The organism is Pectobacterium peruviense (genome assembly GCF_003312355.2).
Classification (GTDB): Bacteria; Pseudomonadota; Gammaproteobacteria; order Enterobacterales; family Enterobacteriaceae; genus Pectobacterium; species Pectobacterium peruviense.
In genome coordinates this window covers 3,987,598-4,005,879 of record NZ_CP161826.1, presented here as the reverse complement: position 1 = coordinate 4,005,879, position 18,282 = coordinate 3,987,598, and the positions used below count along the sequence as shown (strand labels likewise).

Here is an 18,282-nt window from a genome sequence, read left to right as displayed (position 1 = left end):
CAATGCCGTTATACCCGTCATACTTCAAGCTGCATGTGCGTTAACTGCGTTCAGTCACCCGAATCACTTACCTGAGTAAGCTCATCGGGATTCCTTCCCTTGTCGCCTTCCTGCAACTTGAATTATTTAGTGTATATGGGCGATCAGGCGTTCACGTTAATGATGGTATCCATCGGAGCGATCGGCTGTGGCGCGGTGCAGACGACGCTAGCGTATTCATCGCTGTTGATGATCACGACTGGCGTAATCGGGTCATAGCCCAAACGCGTTATCTCATGCAGATCGAAGCTAATTAACCTGTCGCCAGCGGTGACACGGTCGCCCGGTTTGATGTAGCCGGTAAAGTGCTTGCCGTTGAGGTTCACGGTATCGAGACCGACATGAATCAGTAATTCCAGACCGTTATCCGCGCGGATACCGACAGCATGTTTGGACTCAAGGAACGTGATGATCTCGCCACTGACGGGCGCGACGACTTCACCATTGTCAGGAATAATCGCAACGCCTTGCCCCAGTAATCCTTGTGAGAATACGTCATCGTTGATGTCGCTCAGCGCGACCAGCTTGCCGGACAGCGGACTGAGAATAGCTTGCGGCTCAGCGTGGTTTTCTGTGGCCTGCGATTTTTGTGTGGTATTCGCTGCTGGTGCAGATTGGCGCGCGTCTGATTGGGTCGAGTCGGTTTGGGCGTTGTCAGTTTCATCCACCGGATCGTCGAATCCCATAATCCAGGTGAGCGCAAACGTGACGACAATCGCAATGGCGCAGGTGATCAGCGCATGTACGATGTTCATCGGGTTTTCACCAATAAAAGCAGGCAGCGCTGCCAGACCCGGTGAGACGAAGGCATAGCGAACCAGCCCCGCTAAACCGGCATAGATACCCGCACAGCCCCCGCCAATCATGGCGGCAATCAGTGGTTTCTTCAGTTTTAGCGTGACCCCATATAAAGAAGGCTCGGTGATACCCAATAGCGCGGTGAAACCCGCTGAAGAAGCCAGCTGTTTCAGGTTTTTATTCTTGGTTTTAAACGCGACGCACAGTGTGGCGGCACCCTGAGCAATGTTTGAAGCCAGCATGCCGGGACCGTTAATCATCTCGAAACCGTTGCGGGTAAGCTGCGAGGTGGCAATCGGCGTCATCGCCCAGGCCGTACCTGTGATCACCAGGAACGGTTGCAGGCCACCCATCAACATCGGAATGAGCCAGCTTGCCTTTCCGTCAATAATGGCAGCACCGCTGGCGACTAAATCGTTGAGGAAAATACCGAAAGGCCCAATCACTACCAGCGCCAACGGTGCGGTAAACAGCAGCACGATCATTGGCTTGGTGAAAAAGGTGATCATCGAGGGCGAGATTTTTTCAGCGAAGCGCTCGATGTAGGACATGATCCACACGGTGAGGATGATCGGTAACACCGATCCGGCATAGTCCGCCAGCCGAACGGGAATACCGATAAAACTGATCGGCCCGCCTGATGCGAGTAACTGAGCCAGATTTGGGTGCAGCAAGGCACCCGCAATCGTCATCGCCAGAATCGGGTTACAGGCGAACTTGATGGAGGCACCGTAGGCCAGCAGCACGGGCAGGAAGAAGAAGGCCGCATCGGAGATGGTGTCTAGCAGGCGATAAGTCGTGCTGTCGGCGGAAATTAATCCGGTCAGTTTGAGGATCGCCAGCAGCGCTTTGATCATTCCCGCGCCGGTAATCGCTGGAATAACGGGGGTGAAGGTGGTGGAAATTACGCTGATGATTTGCGTAAAAATGCCGCCTTTTTTCTGCCGATCTTTGCTAGCGGTACTGCGCTGGCTATTCATCTCGCCAATCTCGTTCAAAATCGCCCGGTAGGTGATTTGAACGTCGTTGCCGATCACCACCTGAAACTGACCGCCGCGATCGACCACGCTGATGACGCCAGGAAGTTTAGCAATTGCTTCTGCCTGTACGGCATGGCTGTCGTTGAACTCAAAACGTAAGCGAGTGGCGCAGTGGGTCAGTTTGCTGACATTCTGCTTGCCGCCGCTCAACGCGAGTATGTCGACCCCAAGTTTTTGATAATTCATTTTTTGATAATTCATAGTTTCACCCTGTGTTGACGCCAATTAGGCCAAAAAAAAAGACCAAAATAAAAATGCACCTCTTAAAAAGAGGAAATGCATTTTTACTTTGGTCTTGCCTGCCGTAGCAGTAGCACGCCGCGATAAAAATAGGCTGGTGCAACGTGTTGTGTTGCGCCGCAATATCAGCATGCGGCGCCAGAGTCATGCAATGTACTCAGGTGAATTAATTGATCTGGATCACAAACAATATCGCCGTTTACGATCCTTTTGCGGGTTATATCGCAGTCTTACTTCGCTGCAATATAACCCATCACAATACTAACTCAGCAGCGCCTGCGCTTTTTCGACCACGTTATCGACAGTGAAGCCGAATTCTTCGAACAGCAGTTCAGCCGGAGCCGACTCGCCGAAGCTCGTCATACCAACAATCGCGCCGTTCAGGCCGACGTACTTGAACCAGTAATCCGCGATACCCGCTTCAATCGCTACTCGCGCCGCTACGGCTTTCGGCAGTACAGCTTCACGGTAAGCCGCATCCTGCTTGTCGAATGCGTCCGTTGACGGCATCGACACCACGCGTACCTTGCGGCCAGCGGCAGTCAGCTTGTCATACGCACCGACAGCCAGCTCGACTTCAGAACCGGTAGCAATCAGGATGAGTTCCAGCTGACCGTCGCTGTCTTTCAGCACATAACCACCCTTCACCACGTTCGCCAGCTGTTCGGCAGTACGCGTCTGCTGCGCCAGATTCTGACGGGACAGGATAAGCGACGTCGGACCGTCCTGACGCTCAATGGCGTATTTCCACGCCACCGCCGTTTCTACCTGGTCCGCCGGACGCCAGTTGCTCATGTTCGGCGTGACGCGCAGGCTGGCCAGCTGTTCAACCGGCTGGTGCGTCGGGCCGTCTTCGCCCAGACCGATGGAGTCGTGGGTGTAGACGTAGATGCTGCGGATTTTCATCAGCGCCGCCATACGCACGGCGTTACGCGCGTATTCCACAAACATCAGGAAGGTCGCGGTATACGGCACAAAGCCACCGTGCAGCGCAATTCCGTTGGCAATGGCGGTCATGCCGAACTCGCGCACGCCGTAGTGGATATAGTTGCCCGCATGGTCTTTATCCAGTGACACCGAGCCGGACCAGATGGTCAGGTTGCTCGGGGCCAGGTCGGCAGAGCCGCCCAGGAATTCCGGCAGCAGTTTGCCGTAGGCTTCCAGCGCATTCTGTGACGCTTTACGGCTGGCGATTTTCGCCGGATTGGCCTGCAGGTCTTCGATAAATTTCTGTGCATCGGCCTGCCAGCTGGTCGGCAGTTCACCACCGGTACGGCGTGTGAATTCGGCAGCAAGTTCAGGATACGCGCTGGCGTAGGCGGCAAACGCCTCGTCCCAGGCCGCTTCCTTACGCTGACCGGCCGGTTTCGCATCCCAGGCGGCATAAATATCGGCCGGAATATCAAACGGTGTGTGCGTCCAGCCCAGCTGTTCGCGGGACGCAGCGACTTCACCCTCGCCCAGTGGTGCACCGTGCGAGTCGTGCGTACCGGCCTTGTTCGGTGAACCGAAGCCAATCACGGTTTTGCACATCAGCAGCGACGGCTTATCGGTCACCAACTGTGCTTCGCCGATGGCGCGTTTGATGGCATCCGCATCGTGACCGTCCACGCCGCGCACTACGTGCCAGCCGTAGGCTTCAAAGCGGGCGGCAGTATCGTCGGTAAACCAGCCTTCTACGTGGCCGTCGATGGAGATGCCGTTGTCATCATAAAATGCGGTCAGTTTGCCGAGCTTCATGGTGCCTGCCAGCGAACAGACTTCGTGGGAAATCCCTTCCATCATGCAGCCGTCACCCAGGAAGGTGTAGGTGTGATGGTTAACGATGTCGTGGCCCGGGCGGTTGAACTGCGCCGCCAGCGTGCGCTCGGCAATCGCCATCCCGACCGCGTTGGCAACACCCTGACCCAGTGGCCCGGTGGTGGTTTCGACACCGGCGGTGTAGCCGTATTCAGGGTGACCCGGAGTTTTGGAATGCAGCTGACGGAAGTTTTTCAGTTCTTCAATCGGCAGGTCATAGCCGGAGAGATGCAGCAGGCTGTAAATCAGCATGGACGCATGACCGTTGGACAGCACGAAGCGGTCGCGGTTGACCCAGTTGGGGTTGGCCGGATTATGGTTGAGATAATCGCGCCACAGCACTTCGGCGATATCGGCCATGCCCATCGGTGCGCCCGGGTGACCGGATTTGGCTTTCTGCACTCCATCCATGCTCAGCGCACGGATAGCATTGGCAAGTTCTTTACGAGAGGACATGCTTGACTCCAAAAGTTACAGCTTGGCCGCCAGCAGCGCTTCCAGCTTTTGTTGATCGGCGGCGAACAGGCGAATGCCTTCCGCCAGTTTATCGACAGCCATCGCATCCTGATGGTGTTCCCAGCGGAATTCGGCTTCAGACAGCGGTGAAGGGGGATGGAATGCTTCGGTGGACGGTGTCAATTGGCGTTCGACAGGAGCACTGCTGTTTTTCAACTGCTCCAGCAGCGCAGGGGAAATCGTCAGACGATCGCATCCCGCCAGCGCCAGAATCTGTTCTACTTTACGGAAGCTGGCGCCCATGATCACGGTTTGGTAGCGGTGACGTTTGTAATAGTCGTAGATATCACGTACGGAGATCACGCCGGGATCGCTTTCGGCCTGATAGTCGCTGGTGGGCTGTTTTTCCTGATACCAATCATAAATCCGGCCCACAAACGGCGAGATCAGGAAGACGCCCGCTTCGGCGCAGGCACGCGCCTGAGCAAACGAGAAAAGCAGCGTCAGGTTGCAGTTAATCCCTTCTTTTTCCAGCTCTTCAGCCGCGCGAATGCCTTCCCAGGTGGCGGCGAGTTTGATCAGAATACGCGAGCGCGGAATGTCTTTTTCCTGATACATCCCAATAAGTTTACGGGCTTTGGCGACGCACATCCCGCGATCGAATGAGAGGCGGGCATCCACTTCGGTGGAGATGCGGCCGGGAATACTTTTCAGGACTTCTGCGCCGATGTTCACCGCCAGTCGGTCGCTGGCGTTGATGAGCCGCGTTTCCGGGCTACCGCCTTGCTGGTTTGCATAGGCAATCGCGTCATCAAACAGCGGCTGGTATTGGGGCAGGGTGGCAGCTTTTAAAATCAGAGACGGATTCGTGGTGGCATCTTGCGGTGAAAATTGGCGAATGGAGTCGATATCGCCGCTATCGGCGACTACCACGGTAAACTGCTTAAGGGCTTCTAATTGATTCATGATTGAGCTCCTTGATGTCAATAAAGAAAGGGCATGCGCAAAACAGAGCTAACACACTGCACCATGAGGTCGTGGAATAACATGCGCTTTTTCCGATTGCTGCGGTTGGGCTCTCTCGACTGAACACTATTTTGCTGCACGGAAAGTCGACTGAACGAACAGTAAGACGGACGGCCAGTCAGTCTGGGGATAACTGCGGGCCGTCAGACAGGATTACTGGTGTTTTTCCTGATGTTCGTAGTAGCCGATTTTCTCGACTTTAGGCGCGGACCCGCCACCTTCAAACTCGGCATCCAGCCAGGCGCCAATAATCTCTTTTGCCAGTTCGGGACCGATAACCCGCGCACCCAGTGCGATGACCTGCGCATCGTTACTTTTTCTGGCTCGCTGAGCGGAATAGGTGTCATGGCACTGAGCGGCACGAATGCCGTTGACCTTGTTAGCCACGATACACATGCCGATCCCGGTGCCGCACAACAGGATCCCACGCTGATGCTTACCGTCTTTAATCGCGTGTGCCAGCGTGTAGGCAATATCGGGGTAGATCGGGTTTTCCCCGCTGGGATCGTAGCTGTAGTCGGTCACCGTCAGCCCTTTCTGCTGTAAATAATCAGTAATCGTGTTTTTCAGATCAATCGCGGCGCTGTCTGCACCAATTGCAATCGAGAGCATATCTATCTCCTGCCTGGCTGAGGGTCAAAGTGAGCCTGATATGTCGCTTTCGTTAGGTTGTTTATAAAAGCATTAATAAACAGAAGCTAACGAGAATCTCTCTGCCTGATTCCGTACATTTCCGGCCTTTTCATGGCTAAACATATACTGCTTCTTTCAAATGTTCAACGTGTGATTATTTGTTTTTTGTTTTGTCAGGGAAGATAAGGCGGTAAAAAGAGTGATCTTGGTCACTTTTACACCTTTTATGGCGATATTTTACCTTTTTTATACATATTTAGATCATGCTCACAAATTTTAAACAGATAGATAGGCAAAAGATCGGGGCGAATATATCGTTCATATGTTCATTGTGTGTATTAATGATCTAAATCTTTTAGAGGACATAACAATGTGTCAGACCTGTATGCAAACCATAAAAAAGACAACAAACAACAAAGGTCACACCGGGTATCGAATGACGAAAGAGGATGAAATGCAGGAACAGCCTAGCGTAGAGGCAATGACAGGGAAGGGATTGGCTATCGGTAGTAAGGGGGCTGTATGAGTAAAGTATCGGCTACTGCAACGACGGGGCAATCTGCCACAAACCCGTCCACCACAAAACCATCTGCTGTAGAACAATCTGCCATTCGCAAGATCTCCTGGCGTTTGGTGCCTTTCGTCGGCTTGATGTTCTTCATTAACTTCCTCGATCGTACGGCCATTTCGTTTGCGGGCCCGAATGGCATGAATGCCGATCTTGCGCTAACCGTCGCACAGTTCGGGCTAGCTTCTGGCATTTTCTTCATTGGTTATATTCTGCTGGAAGTCCCTAGCAACCTGGCGCTGCACCGCTTCGGGGCACGCAAATGGTTGTCGCGCATTATGGTGTCGTGGGGCATCGTGTCACTGCTGTTTACCTGGGTAAGCAGTCTTGAAGGGTTGTATATCCTACGTTTCCTGTTGGGGATTGCAGAGGCGGGGTTCTTCCCCGGGGCGATCTTGTTCCTCAGTATGTGGGTGCCTGCCCGCTATCGCAGCAGAATCCTGTCATTGTTCTATCTGGCACAACCCCTGACGGTGGTACTCGGTGCGCCACTGGCTGCCTGGCTGATTGAGCAGCATGGCCTGTTCGGACTGTCCGGTTGGCGGGTGATGTTCCTCGGTGTCTCTATTCCCGCCATTATCGTCGGTATTATTACTTGGTTCTATCTGGTGGATCGTCCGGCCGATGCCAAGTGGCTTAACGCCGATGAGAAACGCTGGCTGGTCAGCGAGCTGGAAAGCGAACACGCCACTAAAAATCACAACAAGCACCCTGGCGTTATGACCGTGATGTTTAATAAACGCGTGTGGGTATTATGCCTGATTTACTTCGGTTTTATTTACGGTCTCTATGCGCTGGCGTTCTTCCTGCCTACGATTATCGCGGGTTTCCAACAGCAGTTCGGCACGACGTTTAATGTCATGGATAAAGGGCTGATTACCGCCATTCCTTACTTGCCAGCAGCCATCGTGATGTATTTCTGGTCGCGTGATGCAACGCGCCGCGGCTGCCGTTCATGGCACATCGCCATCCCAGCCTTGACCGGTGCGATCAGCATTCCGCTGGCGCTGTTTATGGAATCCCCGACGGCGACCATTGCGGTGATCACCGTAACGGCCTGCTCCATCTTTGCTGCGTTACCTAACTTCTGGACATTACCGACCCAATTCCTGACGGGAGCATCAGCGGCAGCGGCTATCGCGCTCATTAATACCATTGGCAATGTTGCCGGATTTTCAGCGGGATACATCACCGGTGCGGTACGGGGCGTAACGGGAACCTACGTGATGCCTATGATGATTGTCGGCGGATTTATGCTGCTTTCCGCTGTGTTAATGGTTCTGCTCAGTCGTTCGGATCGGGTATCGAAAGCCGCCTCAGTAACACAGGAGCATTAATATGACGTATTTGTTCAACCAACCTTCCGCCTTTGCTCGGGAACTGACCGAAGGCTTTGTGGCGGCGCATGCTGACAAAGTGCGTCAGGTACCTGGCGGCGTGGTCAGAAGTACTCGCAGTCGTGAAGGTGGGGTCGCCATTGTGGTCGGAGGTGGCTCCGGCCACTACCCGGCGTTTGCCGGACTGGTCGGTCAGGGGCTGGCGCACGGTGCGGCGATGGGTAACCTGTTTGCTTCGCCATCAGCCCAGCAGATCTGCTCCGTCGCCCGAGCGGCACACAATGGCGGTGGCGTGCTGCTGACGTTCGGTAACTATGCAGGCGATGTGCTTCATTTCGGACAGGCCAAGGCACGTCTGAATGCGGAAGGAATTCCGTGTGAGCTGCTGGCGGTTACCGATGACATTTCCAGTGCGCCACTGAACGAATGGCAAAGGCGTCGCGGGGTTGCCGGCGATCTGATGGTCTTCAAGGCTGTCTCTGCGGCGGCGGAAGCGGGCTACGATTTGGCCGCCGTGCTTGAGGTTGCCGAACGCGCTAACCAGCGCACCCGCTCGCTCGGCGTGGCCTTTTCTGGCTGCACTTTGCCGGGCGCGGAACACCCGTTGTTCACCGTTCCTGAAGGAATGATGGCGGTGGGCATGGGGATTCACGGCGAGCCGGGCATCCGTGACGTCCCCATCTCAACTGCCGATGAATTGGCTGAACTGCTGGTTAGTTCACTGTTGAAAGAAGTGCCGCACGATATTACGACGCTCTCCGGGCAGCGGATCAGCGTGGTACTCAACGGCCTCGGTGGCGTGAAATACGAAGAGTTGTTTGTGGTTTATCGCCGCGTTTCACAACTGCTGGTTGAGCAGGGACTGACGGTGGTTGAACCGGAAGTTGGTGAGCTGGTAACTAGCTTTGACATGGCGGGTCTATCGCTCACGCTGTTCTGGCTGGATGAAGAACTGGAGCGTTTCTGGCGTGCGCCTGCTGATGCACCTGCCTTTCGTAAAGGCAGTATGTCTCCCGCCGAACCGCTGGCTGAGCGCACATTCACGGCAGAATTCGAGGTGATCCCACCCGCTACGGCGGCATCGAAAGCGGCAGCACATTGTGTTGCCGCGGCGTTGAATGCGGCGCGTGACATTGTGCTGGCTAATGTCACCGAGTTGGGTCGTATCGATGCGATTGCCGGAGATGGCGATCACGGCATTGGCATGGAGCGCGGGGTGATTGCCGCCGCGGAAAAAGCCACGGAAATGCTGGAACGGCAGGCGGGGGCTGGCACGTTATTGCAACGTGCGGCAGATGCCTGGGCTGATCAGGCTGGGGGGACGTCTGGCGCAATTTGGGGAGTTGCGTTGAATGCGCTGGGAACCGTGTTGGGTGATGAACAACGCCCTGACGGTCGCCGTGTGGCAGATGGCGTACGTCAGGCCAAAGAGAGCGTGATGCATTTCGGTAAAGCAAAACCGGGGGATAAAACGCTGGTGGATGCTCTCATCCCCTTTAGTGTGGCACTGACGCAACAAGTAGAAGCGGGAGTGAGCTTGCCAGAAGCCTGGCAGCAGGCCGCGCAGTGCGCCCAACAGGCCGCTGACGACACGGCACAACTGTTACCCAAAATTGGCCGCGCCCGCCCGCTGGCAGAAAAAAGCCTGGGCACGCCCGATGCGGGGGCGATATCGCTAGCCATGATCCTTGACGCGGTGTCGGTCGTGTTGAACCGCGATACGACATCAACTCTCTCGAATCAGACGGCGACACAAGCGGAGAGTGAGCGATGAGTTCGCGCAAATTGACGCTGGGCGTCAGCCTGAAAATGTATTTCGGCTATCAGCAGACACTCGACTGGTGCCAGAAAATCCACGAGATAGCCGAACAGCATCCGCTGGCGTCACTGCCCTCAGCCCGGCTGTTTGTGCTACCTGCGTTTCCTACGTTAGCACCCGTGGTGCAGCGGTTTGCTCAGTCTCCCGTTCATGTCGGTGCACAAGATCTGCACTGGGCGGATAACGGTGCCTTCACCGGGGAAGTGAGCGGCACCCTGCTGCACGAAATGGGGTGTCGCTATGTCGAAATCGGGCACGCCGAGCGTCGCCGCTATTTCGGCGAAACGGATGAACATTTCGCGCTGAAAACGGCGGCGGCCTGGCGAAATGGGCTAACGCCGGTGCTGTGCGTCGGCGAGGAACAACGTGGCTCGACGCAACAGGCAATCGACACCTGTCAGGCCCAACTGGCGGCGGCGCTGAATCTGGCCCAGAAGCAACAGCTGACGGGCGATCTGGTGCTGGCCTATGAACCGCAGTGGGCGATTGGCAGCACGGAGCCGGCCCCAACGGCGTACATCAGCGAAGTCTGTCAGGCATTAAAACAGCATCTTCCAACACAGGTTGGCGTGCGCGAGGGGCGAATTATTTATGGCGGTAGCGCCGGGCCGGGATTGCTGAGCCAGCTTGGCGACGCCGTTGATGGCCTGTTTCTGGGGCGCTTTGCCCACGATCCGGCCGCGTTTAACGCCATTATGGATGAAGCCTTCACGCTCAGCTCGCAGGCGTAAGAGAGAGGAAATAACCATGGCAATTGGATTAAGTACCTACGCGTTCTTCTGGCGAGCCTCTTCTCGTGTGCCGAATCCGCTCGGTTTGGAAGCCATGCTGGAGCAAACGGCAGAGTCTGGTGCGGGCGTTTTTCAGATTTGTGATTACGCGGCGGTGGAAGCACTCTCGTCTGCCGAGTTGGAGAAATTGCGGCAGCGCGCGGTCGATCTCGGTATTCAACTGGAACTGGGAACACGAGGATTAGCTACTGAACACCTGACGCGCTATCTCACGATGGCTCGTGCGCTGGATGTCCGTTTTATCCGCACCATGTTCAACACCGCAACACACAAACCGACGCAAGATGAGGCGCTTGCTTTGCTGCGTCGCGTGCTGCCTGAGTTTGAGCAGCACAACATCCAACTGGGGTTGGAAACCTACGAACAGGTAAAAACGCGCGACGTGCTGGCGGTGGTTGACGCCATCGACAGCCCGGCGCTGGGTATTTGTCTCGATCCCGGTAACTGTGTTGCCGCGTTGGAATACCCGCATGAGGTGATTGAATTAACCGCCTCTCGGGTGGTTAACCTGCACATCAAAGATTTTGCGTTTGCCCGTCAGGAAGGATGGGTGGGCTTTACCTATTCCGGCTGTCTGCTGGGAACTGGCCTTTTGGATTACGACGCGCTTCACCAGATCGTACGCCCGAACGAACGAAATATTAACCAAATCGTTGAGCATTGGCTGCCGTGGCAGGCCAGCGCGGAAGAAACGTGCCGTCTGGAAGACGCCTGGACGCGCCATAGCCTGAATTATCTCTACACGCGTAATCCCTATGCGAACCGTTCATCACACATTCTTTGAATATCCCAAATCTGAGGAGTAACAATCATGGCTGCTGAATTGAAAACCATTACCGTACTGGGCGCTGGCGGAAAAATGGGCATGCGTATCTCTGCCAATTTCCAGAAAAGTGACTATCAGGTGTTTTACTGCGAGAACTCGCCACGTGCGCAGGAGCAAGTGGTTGCCGCAGGTAGGGAATTGTCCATTGCTGAACAGGTGATTCCTGAAAGCGATGTGGTAATTTTGGCTGTGCCGGATATTGCGCTGAAAGTGGTCTCTGGGATTGTCATTCCGCAGATGAAAAGCAACGCAGTGCTGCTGACGCTGGACCCGGCTGCGGCCTATGCCAATCTTATCGCCAAGCGTGATGATATCGATTATGCCGTCGCCCATCCGTGCCATCCTTCCGTGTTTCTTGATCGCTTCACGCCGGAAGAACATGCCGATGCTTTTGGCGGCGTGGCCGCGCCACAGCACGTTGCCGCTTCTTATGAGACGGGCAGTGACGAGCAGAAAGCCACGTTAGCCCGCGTAGTTAAAGTGATGTATGGCCCGGTGATTGATGTGCACTGGGTGACGGTAAAACAGCTGGCCTATCTGGAACCGACGCTGGTTGAAACCGTCGCCTGTATGGTTGGTACGTTGATGAAAGAAGCGCTGGATGAAACCATCAACACGATTGGCGTGCCGGAAGCGGCGGCGAAAGCCATGCTTTATGGTCACATTCAGATTGCACTGGCCGTGGCTTTCCGCAGCACTAACCCGTTCTCGGATGCGTGTATGATCGCGATTGAATACGGTAAAGAGAACATCATCAAACCGGATTGGAAGAAGATTTTCGATGAGAAAGAGCTCGACCTGGTGATTGCAAAAATGCTGAAGATCGATGCTATTGAGCGGTAATGTGTCACGTTGCCGGAGTCAGTCTTTTTGTCTGGCTCCGGCGCTTCTGCCTCTGTCCGTTTGCGCCACCATCAGGGATAATCGCGCTGGGCTTGAGCCTCTCCTCCCGGCGTGTAACAATTATTCATTGCGACGGTTTTCATCTGTAGACACAGCGTCTGTATAAACCGATCCCCCTGCGTAAGGAAAATGTGACCAGATGGAAAAACAATCAGGATCTCAGGAAAGCGAACTTCTGACTGAAATCGCCGTCGCTTATTATCAGGACGAAATTACTCAGGAAGAGATCGCCAAGAAATTCGGTATTTCGCGCATCAAAGTCGGGCGTTTGCTGAAACGCGCGAAAGAAGAAGGCATTGTTGAAATTACCGTGCGCTATCACCCAGTCTTCAGTACGCGCCTTGAACAGCAGATGCTGGAGCGTTTTTCGATCAAGCGCGCCCTGATTGCGCTCGACCATCAGGATGAGGAGGAACAGCGGCGGCAGGTTGCGGCACTGGTTTCCAACTATCTGGCGCTGTCGTTGAAAGACGATACGGTGGTCGCGGTGGGTCAAGGACGTAATGTGGCGGCGGTCGCCGACCATGTGAGCAACGTGACGGAACGTAATTGCCGCTTTATCTGCGGTATCGGCGGAACACACCGTCCCGGTGATGCGATTAACGCCGACCATATCAGCCGCCGTCTGGCAAAAAAATTCGGTGGCAGCAGCGAAACGCTGTATTCACCCGCCTATGTCGAAAACCGGGCGCTGAAAGAAGCTTTCATGCAGAACGGTACCATTAAAGAAACGCTGGATCGGGCGCGCAAAGCCGATATCGCGCTGGTGGGCATTGGGGATATGAATGAGAACAGCTACATGGTCAAACTCGGCTGGTTCACCCCGCATGAAATTATTGACGCCAGCCTCAACCAAGGCGTGATTGGCGATATCGCCGGATATGATTTCTTCAACGCGCAGGGCCTGCATGTCGATACGGTGATGAACGAACGGGTGATTGGCGTGAGTATTGAAGAGTTACATAAAATCCCCTGTGTGATTGCGATTGCCTCTGAAAACACCAAAGCCTTAGCGATTCTCGGCGCGCTGCGCACGGGAGCCATCGATATTATCGCCACCAGTGCAGGTAACATTCGTACTATTCTGAATATGACGCAGTAACCTCTCTTTCTCCGTTGCGTGGTGTGTTCACATCACGCGACGATCTTCCCCGTTTTCTCTGTATCTCTCCCGATTATCCTGCTCGGCGTATCTGACACTGACTGCAAGCTGAACAAAAAACCGTCAAATAAAATAACTATATTAACCAGCATTGCCCCTCAGTTTTTGCCATCCTCGGTAGTTTAGCCATTGGTAAACATTATAACCTAAATAATTCGAGTTGCAGGAAGGCGGCAACTGCGCGAATCCTCAGGAGCTTACACAGGTAAGTGACTGAGGTGAGTAAGGGAAGCCAACGTACATGCAGCTTGAAGTATGACGGGTATATACTGGGTACTCTTTACCCTACAGACACAAAAAACCGAAAAGGTACGTAAAATGGATGAACAGCTAAAGCAAAGCGCCCTTGATTTCCACCAGTATCCGATTCCCGGCAAAATTCAGGTTTCCCCAACGAAGCCGCTGGCAACGCAGCGCGATCTGGCGCTGGCGTATTCCCCAGGTGTCGCTGCACCCTGTCTGGAAATTGCGGCGGATCCGCTGGCCGCTTACAAATACACCGCGCGCGGCAATCTGGTCGCCGTTATTTCTAACGGAACCGCCGTTCTGGGCCTCGGCAATATCGGTGCACTGGCCGGTAAACCGGTAATGGAAGGCAAGGGCGTTCTGTTTAAAAAATTCTCCGGCATTGATGTTTTCGATATCGAAGTCGACGAGCTGGATCCTGACAAGCTGATCGATGTGATCGCCTCGCTGGAGCCGACGTTCGGCGGTATCAATCTGGAAGACATCAAGGCACCGGAGTGTTTCTACATCGAGAAGAAACTGCGCGAGCGGATGAAGATTCCCGTCTTCCACGACGATCAGCACGGTACTGCGATCATCTGTACCGCCGCCGTTCTGAACGGTCTGCGCGTCGTCGAGAAGAATATTTCCGATGTGCGTCTGGTGGTGTCCGGTGCGGGCGCGGCGTCTATCGCCTGTTTGAACCTGCTGGTGGCGCTGGGTCTTCAGAAGCACAACATCGTGGTGTGTGATTCGCGCGGCGTAATTTTCCACGGCCGTGATGAAAATATGGAAGAAACCAAGGCCGCTTACGCGATTGAAGACAATGGCGCACGCAAGCTGGCTGACGTGATCCCTGATGCGGATATTTTCCTTGGCTGTTCCGGCCCCGGCGTACTGACGCCAGACATGGTGAAAACCATGGCACCACGCCCGTTGATCATGGCGCTGGCTAACCCGGAACCGGAGATTCTGCCGCCGCTGGCGAAAGCAGTACGACCAGATGCGATTATCTGTACTGGCCGTTCAGACTATCCAAATCAGGTGAACAACGTACTGTGCTTCCCGTTCATCTTCCGTGGCGCACTGGATGTCGGCGCCACCACGATTAACGAAGAAATGAAGCTGGCCTGCGTGCACGCGATTGCCGATCTGGCGTTGGCAGAGCAGAGCGAAGTTGTCGCCTCTGCCTACGGCGATCAGGAGCTGTCATTTGGCCCGGATTATCTGATTCCGAAACCGTTCGATCCACGTCTGATCATCAAGATCGCACCAGCGGTGGCGAAAGCGGCGATGGATTCCGGTGTGGCGACGCGTCCGATCGAAGATTTCGATGCCTATGTCGAAAAACTGACTCAGTTCGTCTACAAAACTAACCTGTTCATGAAGCCGGTCTTCGCACAGGCTCGTCAGCAGCCGAAACGCGTGGTATTCGCCGAAGGTGAAGATGCTCGCGTATTGCACGCCACGCAAGAACTGGTGACGCTGGGGCTGGCGTTCCCGATTCTGATTGGTCGTCCGAGCGTCATTGAAATGCGTCTGCAAAAGCTGGGGCTGCAACTGACCATCGGTAAAGATTTCGAAGTGGTTAATAACGAATCCGATCCGCGCTTCAAAGAGTACTGGAGCGAGTATTTCGAACTCATGAAGCGTCGCGGTGTGTCGCAGGAAAAAGCGCAGCGTGCGGTGATCGGTAATCCAACGCTGATTGGTTCGATCATGGTTCACCGTGGTGAAGCGGATGCGCTGATTTGTGGCACGATTGGCACGTATGAAGAGCACTTCGACGTCGTCGAGAAAGTGTTCGGCTACCGCGAGGGCGTACATACGGCGGGGGCGATGAACGCGCTGATGCTGCCGAGCGGCAACACCTTTATCGCCGATACCTACGTCAATGCGGATCCGACACCGGAACAACTGGCGGAAATTACCCTGATGGCGGCAGAAAGCGTACGTCGTTTCGGTATCGAACCGAAAGTCGCGCTGCTGTCTCATTCCAGCTTCGGCACCTCTGATTCTCCGACGGCGCAGAAAATGCGTGCAACGCTGGCGCTGGTCAATAAGCTGGCACCGGAACTGGAAATTGATGGTGAGATGCACGGTGACGCCGCGCTGGTGGAAGCGATCCGCCGCGAGCAAATGCCGGACAGCCCGCTGAAAGGCTCCGCCAACATCCTGATCATGCCGAACATGGAATCTGCGCGTATCAGCTATAACCTGCTGCGCGTGTCGTCTTCAGAAGGTGTGACGGTTGGGCCGGTGCTAATGGGGATCTCGAAACCGGTACATATCCTGACGCCGATTGCTTCGGTACGCCGGATTGTAAACATGGTCGCGCTGGCGGTGGTGGAAGCACAAACTCAACCGCTGTAAGTTATTTCCAGTAATACAGACAAACCCAGTCGATTGTTGGCTGGGTTTTTTATTTACCGCAGTTTATCGACCAAATAATCGCCTAACCAATATGAACCTATGAGGCCAAAAACGCCGGCGGGAAACAACAGGTTATCTGGGAATATAGATACGACGACAACAATAGAAAAAATACAGAGAATAAATGTCAGTATCATGGAAAGAATATCGAATAAAACAGATTTCACAGCTTTCAGCATTGCTTCATCATCCTTAAATTACTTTTCCTTTAACCTCTTACAACTAACACGTCATTTTTAGCAGAGCGTGGATTTTCCCATACGGTGGCATAAGTTAAATCAATGGAATAATTTTCGTTTTATGCCATGATCCCGCCTCGTCTGTAGGAGCCCCTTTTTTCCGGACTCGATAAAAAAACCAACGAGCGAATATCGGCTATGGCAACACGCGCAGTGAAAGAAAATACAGTAGAAAAAAACGGTACAGAAAAACGTCTTCCTTCGCTGTTTGGTGGGGCGATGATTATTGCAGGGACGATTATTGGCGCTGGGATGTTTTCCCTGCCGGTGGTGATGTCGGGCGCCTGGTTTTTTTGGTCATTTGCCGTGTTGGTCTTCACCTGGTTTTGCATGTATCACTCGGGATTAATGATTCTGGAGGCTAACCTTAATTATCCGGCGGGTGCCAGCTTCGATACGTTGACTAAAGATCTGTTGGGTAAGAGTTGGAATGTAATTAACGGCATATCGATTGCCTTTGTCCTCTACATTCTGACCTACGCCTATATCTCTGCGAGTGGTTCAATCATTCACCACACGCTGGCTGAGATGTCGGTCGATTTCTCTGCCCGCGTCGGTGGCTGCCTGTTTGCACTGTTTGTTGCGTTTACCGTATGGCTGAGCACGGCGGCGGTGAGCCGCATGACCGCGTTTTTTCTGGCAGCAAAGGTACTGACCTTTTTCATGACGTTCGGCAGCCTGCTGTGGAATGTGAAGCCCGTTGTTCTACTCAACGTTGCGGAAGAAGCACCCAGCTACCTTCCATATGTGTTGATGACATTGCCATTTTGTCTGGCCTCTTTCGGTTTTCATGGCAACGTTCCCAGTCTGGTGAAGCATTACGGCCACAAGCCACAGGTAATCAAGCGTTGCCTGTTTATTGGCAGCGCGCTGGCGCTGGTGATGTATGCCATCTGGTTGATTGGTACGATGGGAAATATTGCCCGTCCTGATTTTATCGGGATTGCAGAGCGGGGCGGTAATATTGATGTTCTGGTACAGACGTTGGGTAGCGTGCTGAACAGTCCTTATCTGGACGTGTTGCTCACTGTCTTTTCCAACTTCGCCGTCGCCTGTTCGTTTCTTGGGGTAACGCTGGGGCTGTTTGATTATCTGGCAGATTTGCTGAAATTTGATGATAGTCGAACCGGAAGAGCTAAAACGGCGCTGGTAACTTTTCTGCCGCCTATTATTGGCGGGCTGGTCTATCCGAACGGTTTTATTTACGCGATTGGGTTTGCTGGGTTAGCCGCCACCGTATGGGCTGTGATTACGCCTGCGCTGCTGGCGCTTGCATCGCGTCGCCGCTTCGGTAGCCCGCTGTTCCGTGTTCGTGGCGGTAATGCGATGGTGGCGCTGGTGCTGCTATTTGGTATTGGCACCGCGCTGATACATATTCTTTCTAGCCTCGACTTGCTACCGGTTTATCGCTAGTCGATATCGCCATCCCAGTGACCTGCTAAAGCAGAAGAGACAGGATGGCGAGCGTTCCAGATAACGACTCTCAGATAGTTATGGCTTCCGCACCTGCTGCAACCACTTGTCCAGTTCATTAGCAAACTGCTGGCGATCCCGCTGGTTCAAGGTGCTGGGGCCACCGGTCTGTATCCCGCTAGCGCGCATGGTATCCATAAAATCCCGCATGTTCAGCCGTTCCCGAATGGTATCTGGCGTATAGCGCTCGCCGCGCGGATTCAACGCGATGCCACCTTTTTCTATCACTTCTGATGCCAGCGGAATATCGGCGGTGATCACCAGATCGCCTGATTCAACGCGGCGTACAATTTCATTATCGGCGACATCAAAGCCTGCCGCGACGCGCAGCGTGCTAATAAAGCGTGACGGCGGTACTTTTATGGTCTGGTTGGCGACCAGCGTGACCTGCATTTGTGTGCGATCCGCCGCGCGAAATAGCACTTCTTTAATGACGTTAGGACAGGCGTCGGCGTCGACCCAAATCTGCATGAC

13 protein-coding genes are annotated in these 18,282 nt (G+C 54.1%); 8 read left to right on the top strand and 5 right to left on the bottom strand.

The window, feature by feature from the left end; all coding sequences use genetic code 11:
* Nucleotides 1–143: 143 nt before the first annotated feature.
* From DUT67_RS18030 to rpiB, 4 genes are all read right to left on the bottom strand, one after another.
* Nucleotides 144–2,063, bottom strand: a complete 1,920-nt coding sequence (locus DUT67_RS18030; protein ID WP_113632916.1) for a beta-glucoside-specific PTS transporter subunit IIABC — start codon at nt 2,061–2,063, stop codon at nt 144–146.
* Nucleotides 2,064–2,378: 315 nt separating this feature from the next.
* Entirely contained in the window at nt 2,379–4,373 is a 1,995-nt protein-coding gene (tkt, locus tag DUT67_RS18025) for a transketolase (protein WP_368350104.1), read from the bottom strand.
* A 15-nt stretch (nt 4,374–4,388) separates the two neighbouring features.
* Complete coding sequence (gene tal / locus DUT67_RS18020; RefSeq protein ID WP_113627219.1) at nt 4,389–5,339, bottom strand: transaldolase; 951 nt, start codon at nt 5,337–5,339, stop codon at nt 4,389–4,391.
* Nucleotides 5,340–5,552: 213 nt separating this feature from the next.
* Complete coding sequence (gene rpiB, locus DUT67_RS18015) at nt 5,553–6,011, bottom strand: ribose 5-phosphate isomerase B (RefSeq protein ID WP_113627220.1); 459 nt, start codon at nt 6,009–6,011, stop codon at nt 5,553–5,555.
* A gap of 543 nt (nt 6,012–6,554) precedes the next feature.
* On the opposite strand from rpiB, the gene DUT67_RS18010 reads away from it, so the two are divergent.
* The 8 genes from DUT67_RS18010 (at nt 6,555) to mtr (ending at nt 17,748) form a co-directional block, all read left to right on the top strand.
* The gene (locus tag DUT67_RS18010) at nt 6,555–7,937 is read left to right on the top strand and encodes an MFS transporter (protein ID WP_113632711.1); all 1,383 of its coding nucleotides are present in this window, start codon (nt 6,555–6,557) and stop codon (nt 7,935–7,937) included.
* A gap of 1 nt (nt 7,938) precedes the next feature.
* Nucleotides 7,939–9,711 (top strand): dihydroxyacetone kinase family protein, encoded by a 1,773-nt coding sequence (locus tag DUT67_RS18005; protein WP_113632712.1) that lies wholly within the window; start codon nt 7,939–7,941, stop codon nt 9,709–9,711.
* Nucleotides 9,708–10,487 (top strand): triose-phosphate isomerase family protein, encoded by a 780-nt coding sequence (locus DUT67_RS18000; protein ID WP_113632713.1) that lies wholly within the window; start codon nt 9,708–9,710, stop codon nt 10,485–10,487. The genes DUT67_RS18005 and DUT67_RS18000 overlap by 4 nt, the downstream gene beginning before the upstream one ends.
* A 16-nt stretch (nt 10,488–10,503) precedes the next feature.
* Complete coding sequence (locus tag DUT67_RS17995) at nt 10,504–11,331, top strand: sugar phosphate isomerase/epimerase (RefSeq protein ID WP_113632714.1); 828 nt, start codon at nt 10,504–10,506, stop codon at nt 11,329–11,331.
* A 27-nt stretch (nt 11,332–11,358) separates the two neighbouring features.
* Nucleotides 11,359–12,216: a phosphogluconate dehydrogenase C-terminal domain-containing protein gene (locus tag DUT67_RS17990; protein ID WP_113632715.1), complete on the top strand. Its 858-nt coding sequence runs from the start codon at nt 11,359–11,361 to the stop codon at nt 12,214–12,216.
* 199 nt (nt 12,217–12,415) lie between these two features.
* Complete coding sequence (locus DUT67_RS17985) at nt 12,416–13,378, top strand: sugar-binding transcriptional regulator (RefSeq protein ID WP_039472020.1); 963 nt, start codon at nt 12,416–12,418, stop codon at nt 13,376–13,378.
* Nucleotides 13,379–13,756: 378 nt separating this feature from the next.
* Nucleotides 13,757–16,036, top strand: coding sequence for an NADP-dependent oxaloacetate-decarboxylating malate dehydrogenase (maeB, locus tag DUT67_RS17980; protein WP_039290262.1), 2,280 nt, complete (start codon nt 13,757–13,759; stop codon nt 16,034–16,036).
* A 437-nt stretch (nt 16,037–16,473) separates the two neighbouring features.
* Nucleotides 16,474–17,748 carry a tryptophan permease gene (gene mtr, locus DUT67_RS17975; RefSeq protein ID WP_113627226.1) on the top strand — a complete coding sequence of 425 codons (1,275 nt, stop codon included), beginning with the start codon at nt 16,474–16,476 and terminating at the stop codon, nt 17,746–17,748.
* Nucleotides 17,749–17,826: 78 nt separating this feature from the next.
* Here the strand turns inward: mtr and DUT67_RS17970 are convergent, their stop codons facing one another.
* A complete protein-coding gene (locus DUT67_RS17970) occupies nt 17,827–18,279 on the bottom strand; it encodes a YaiI/YqxD family protein (RefSeq protein WP_048258879.1) in 453 nt (150 codons plus the stop codon).
* Between the last annotated feature and the right edge of the window lie 3 nt (nt 18,280–18,282).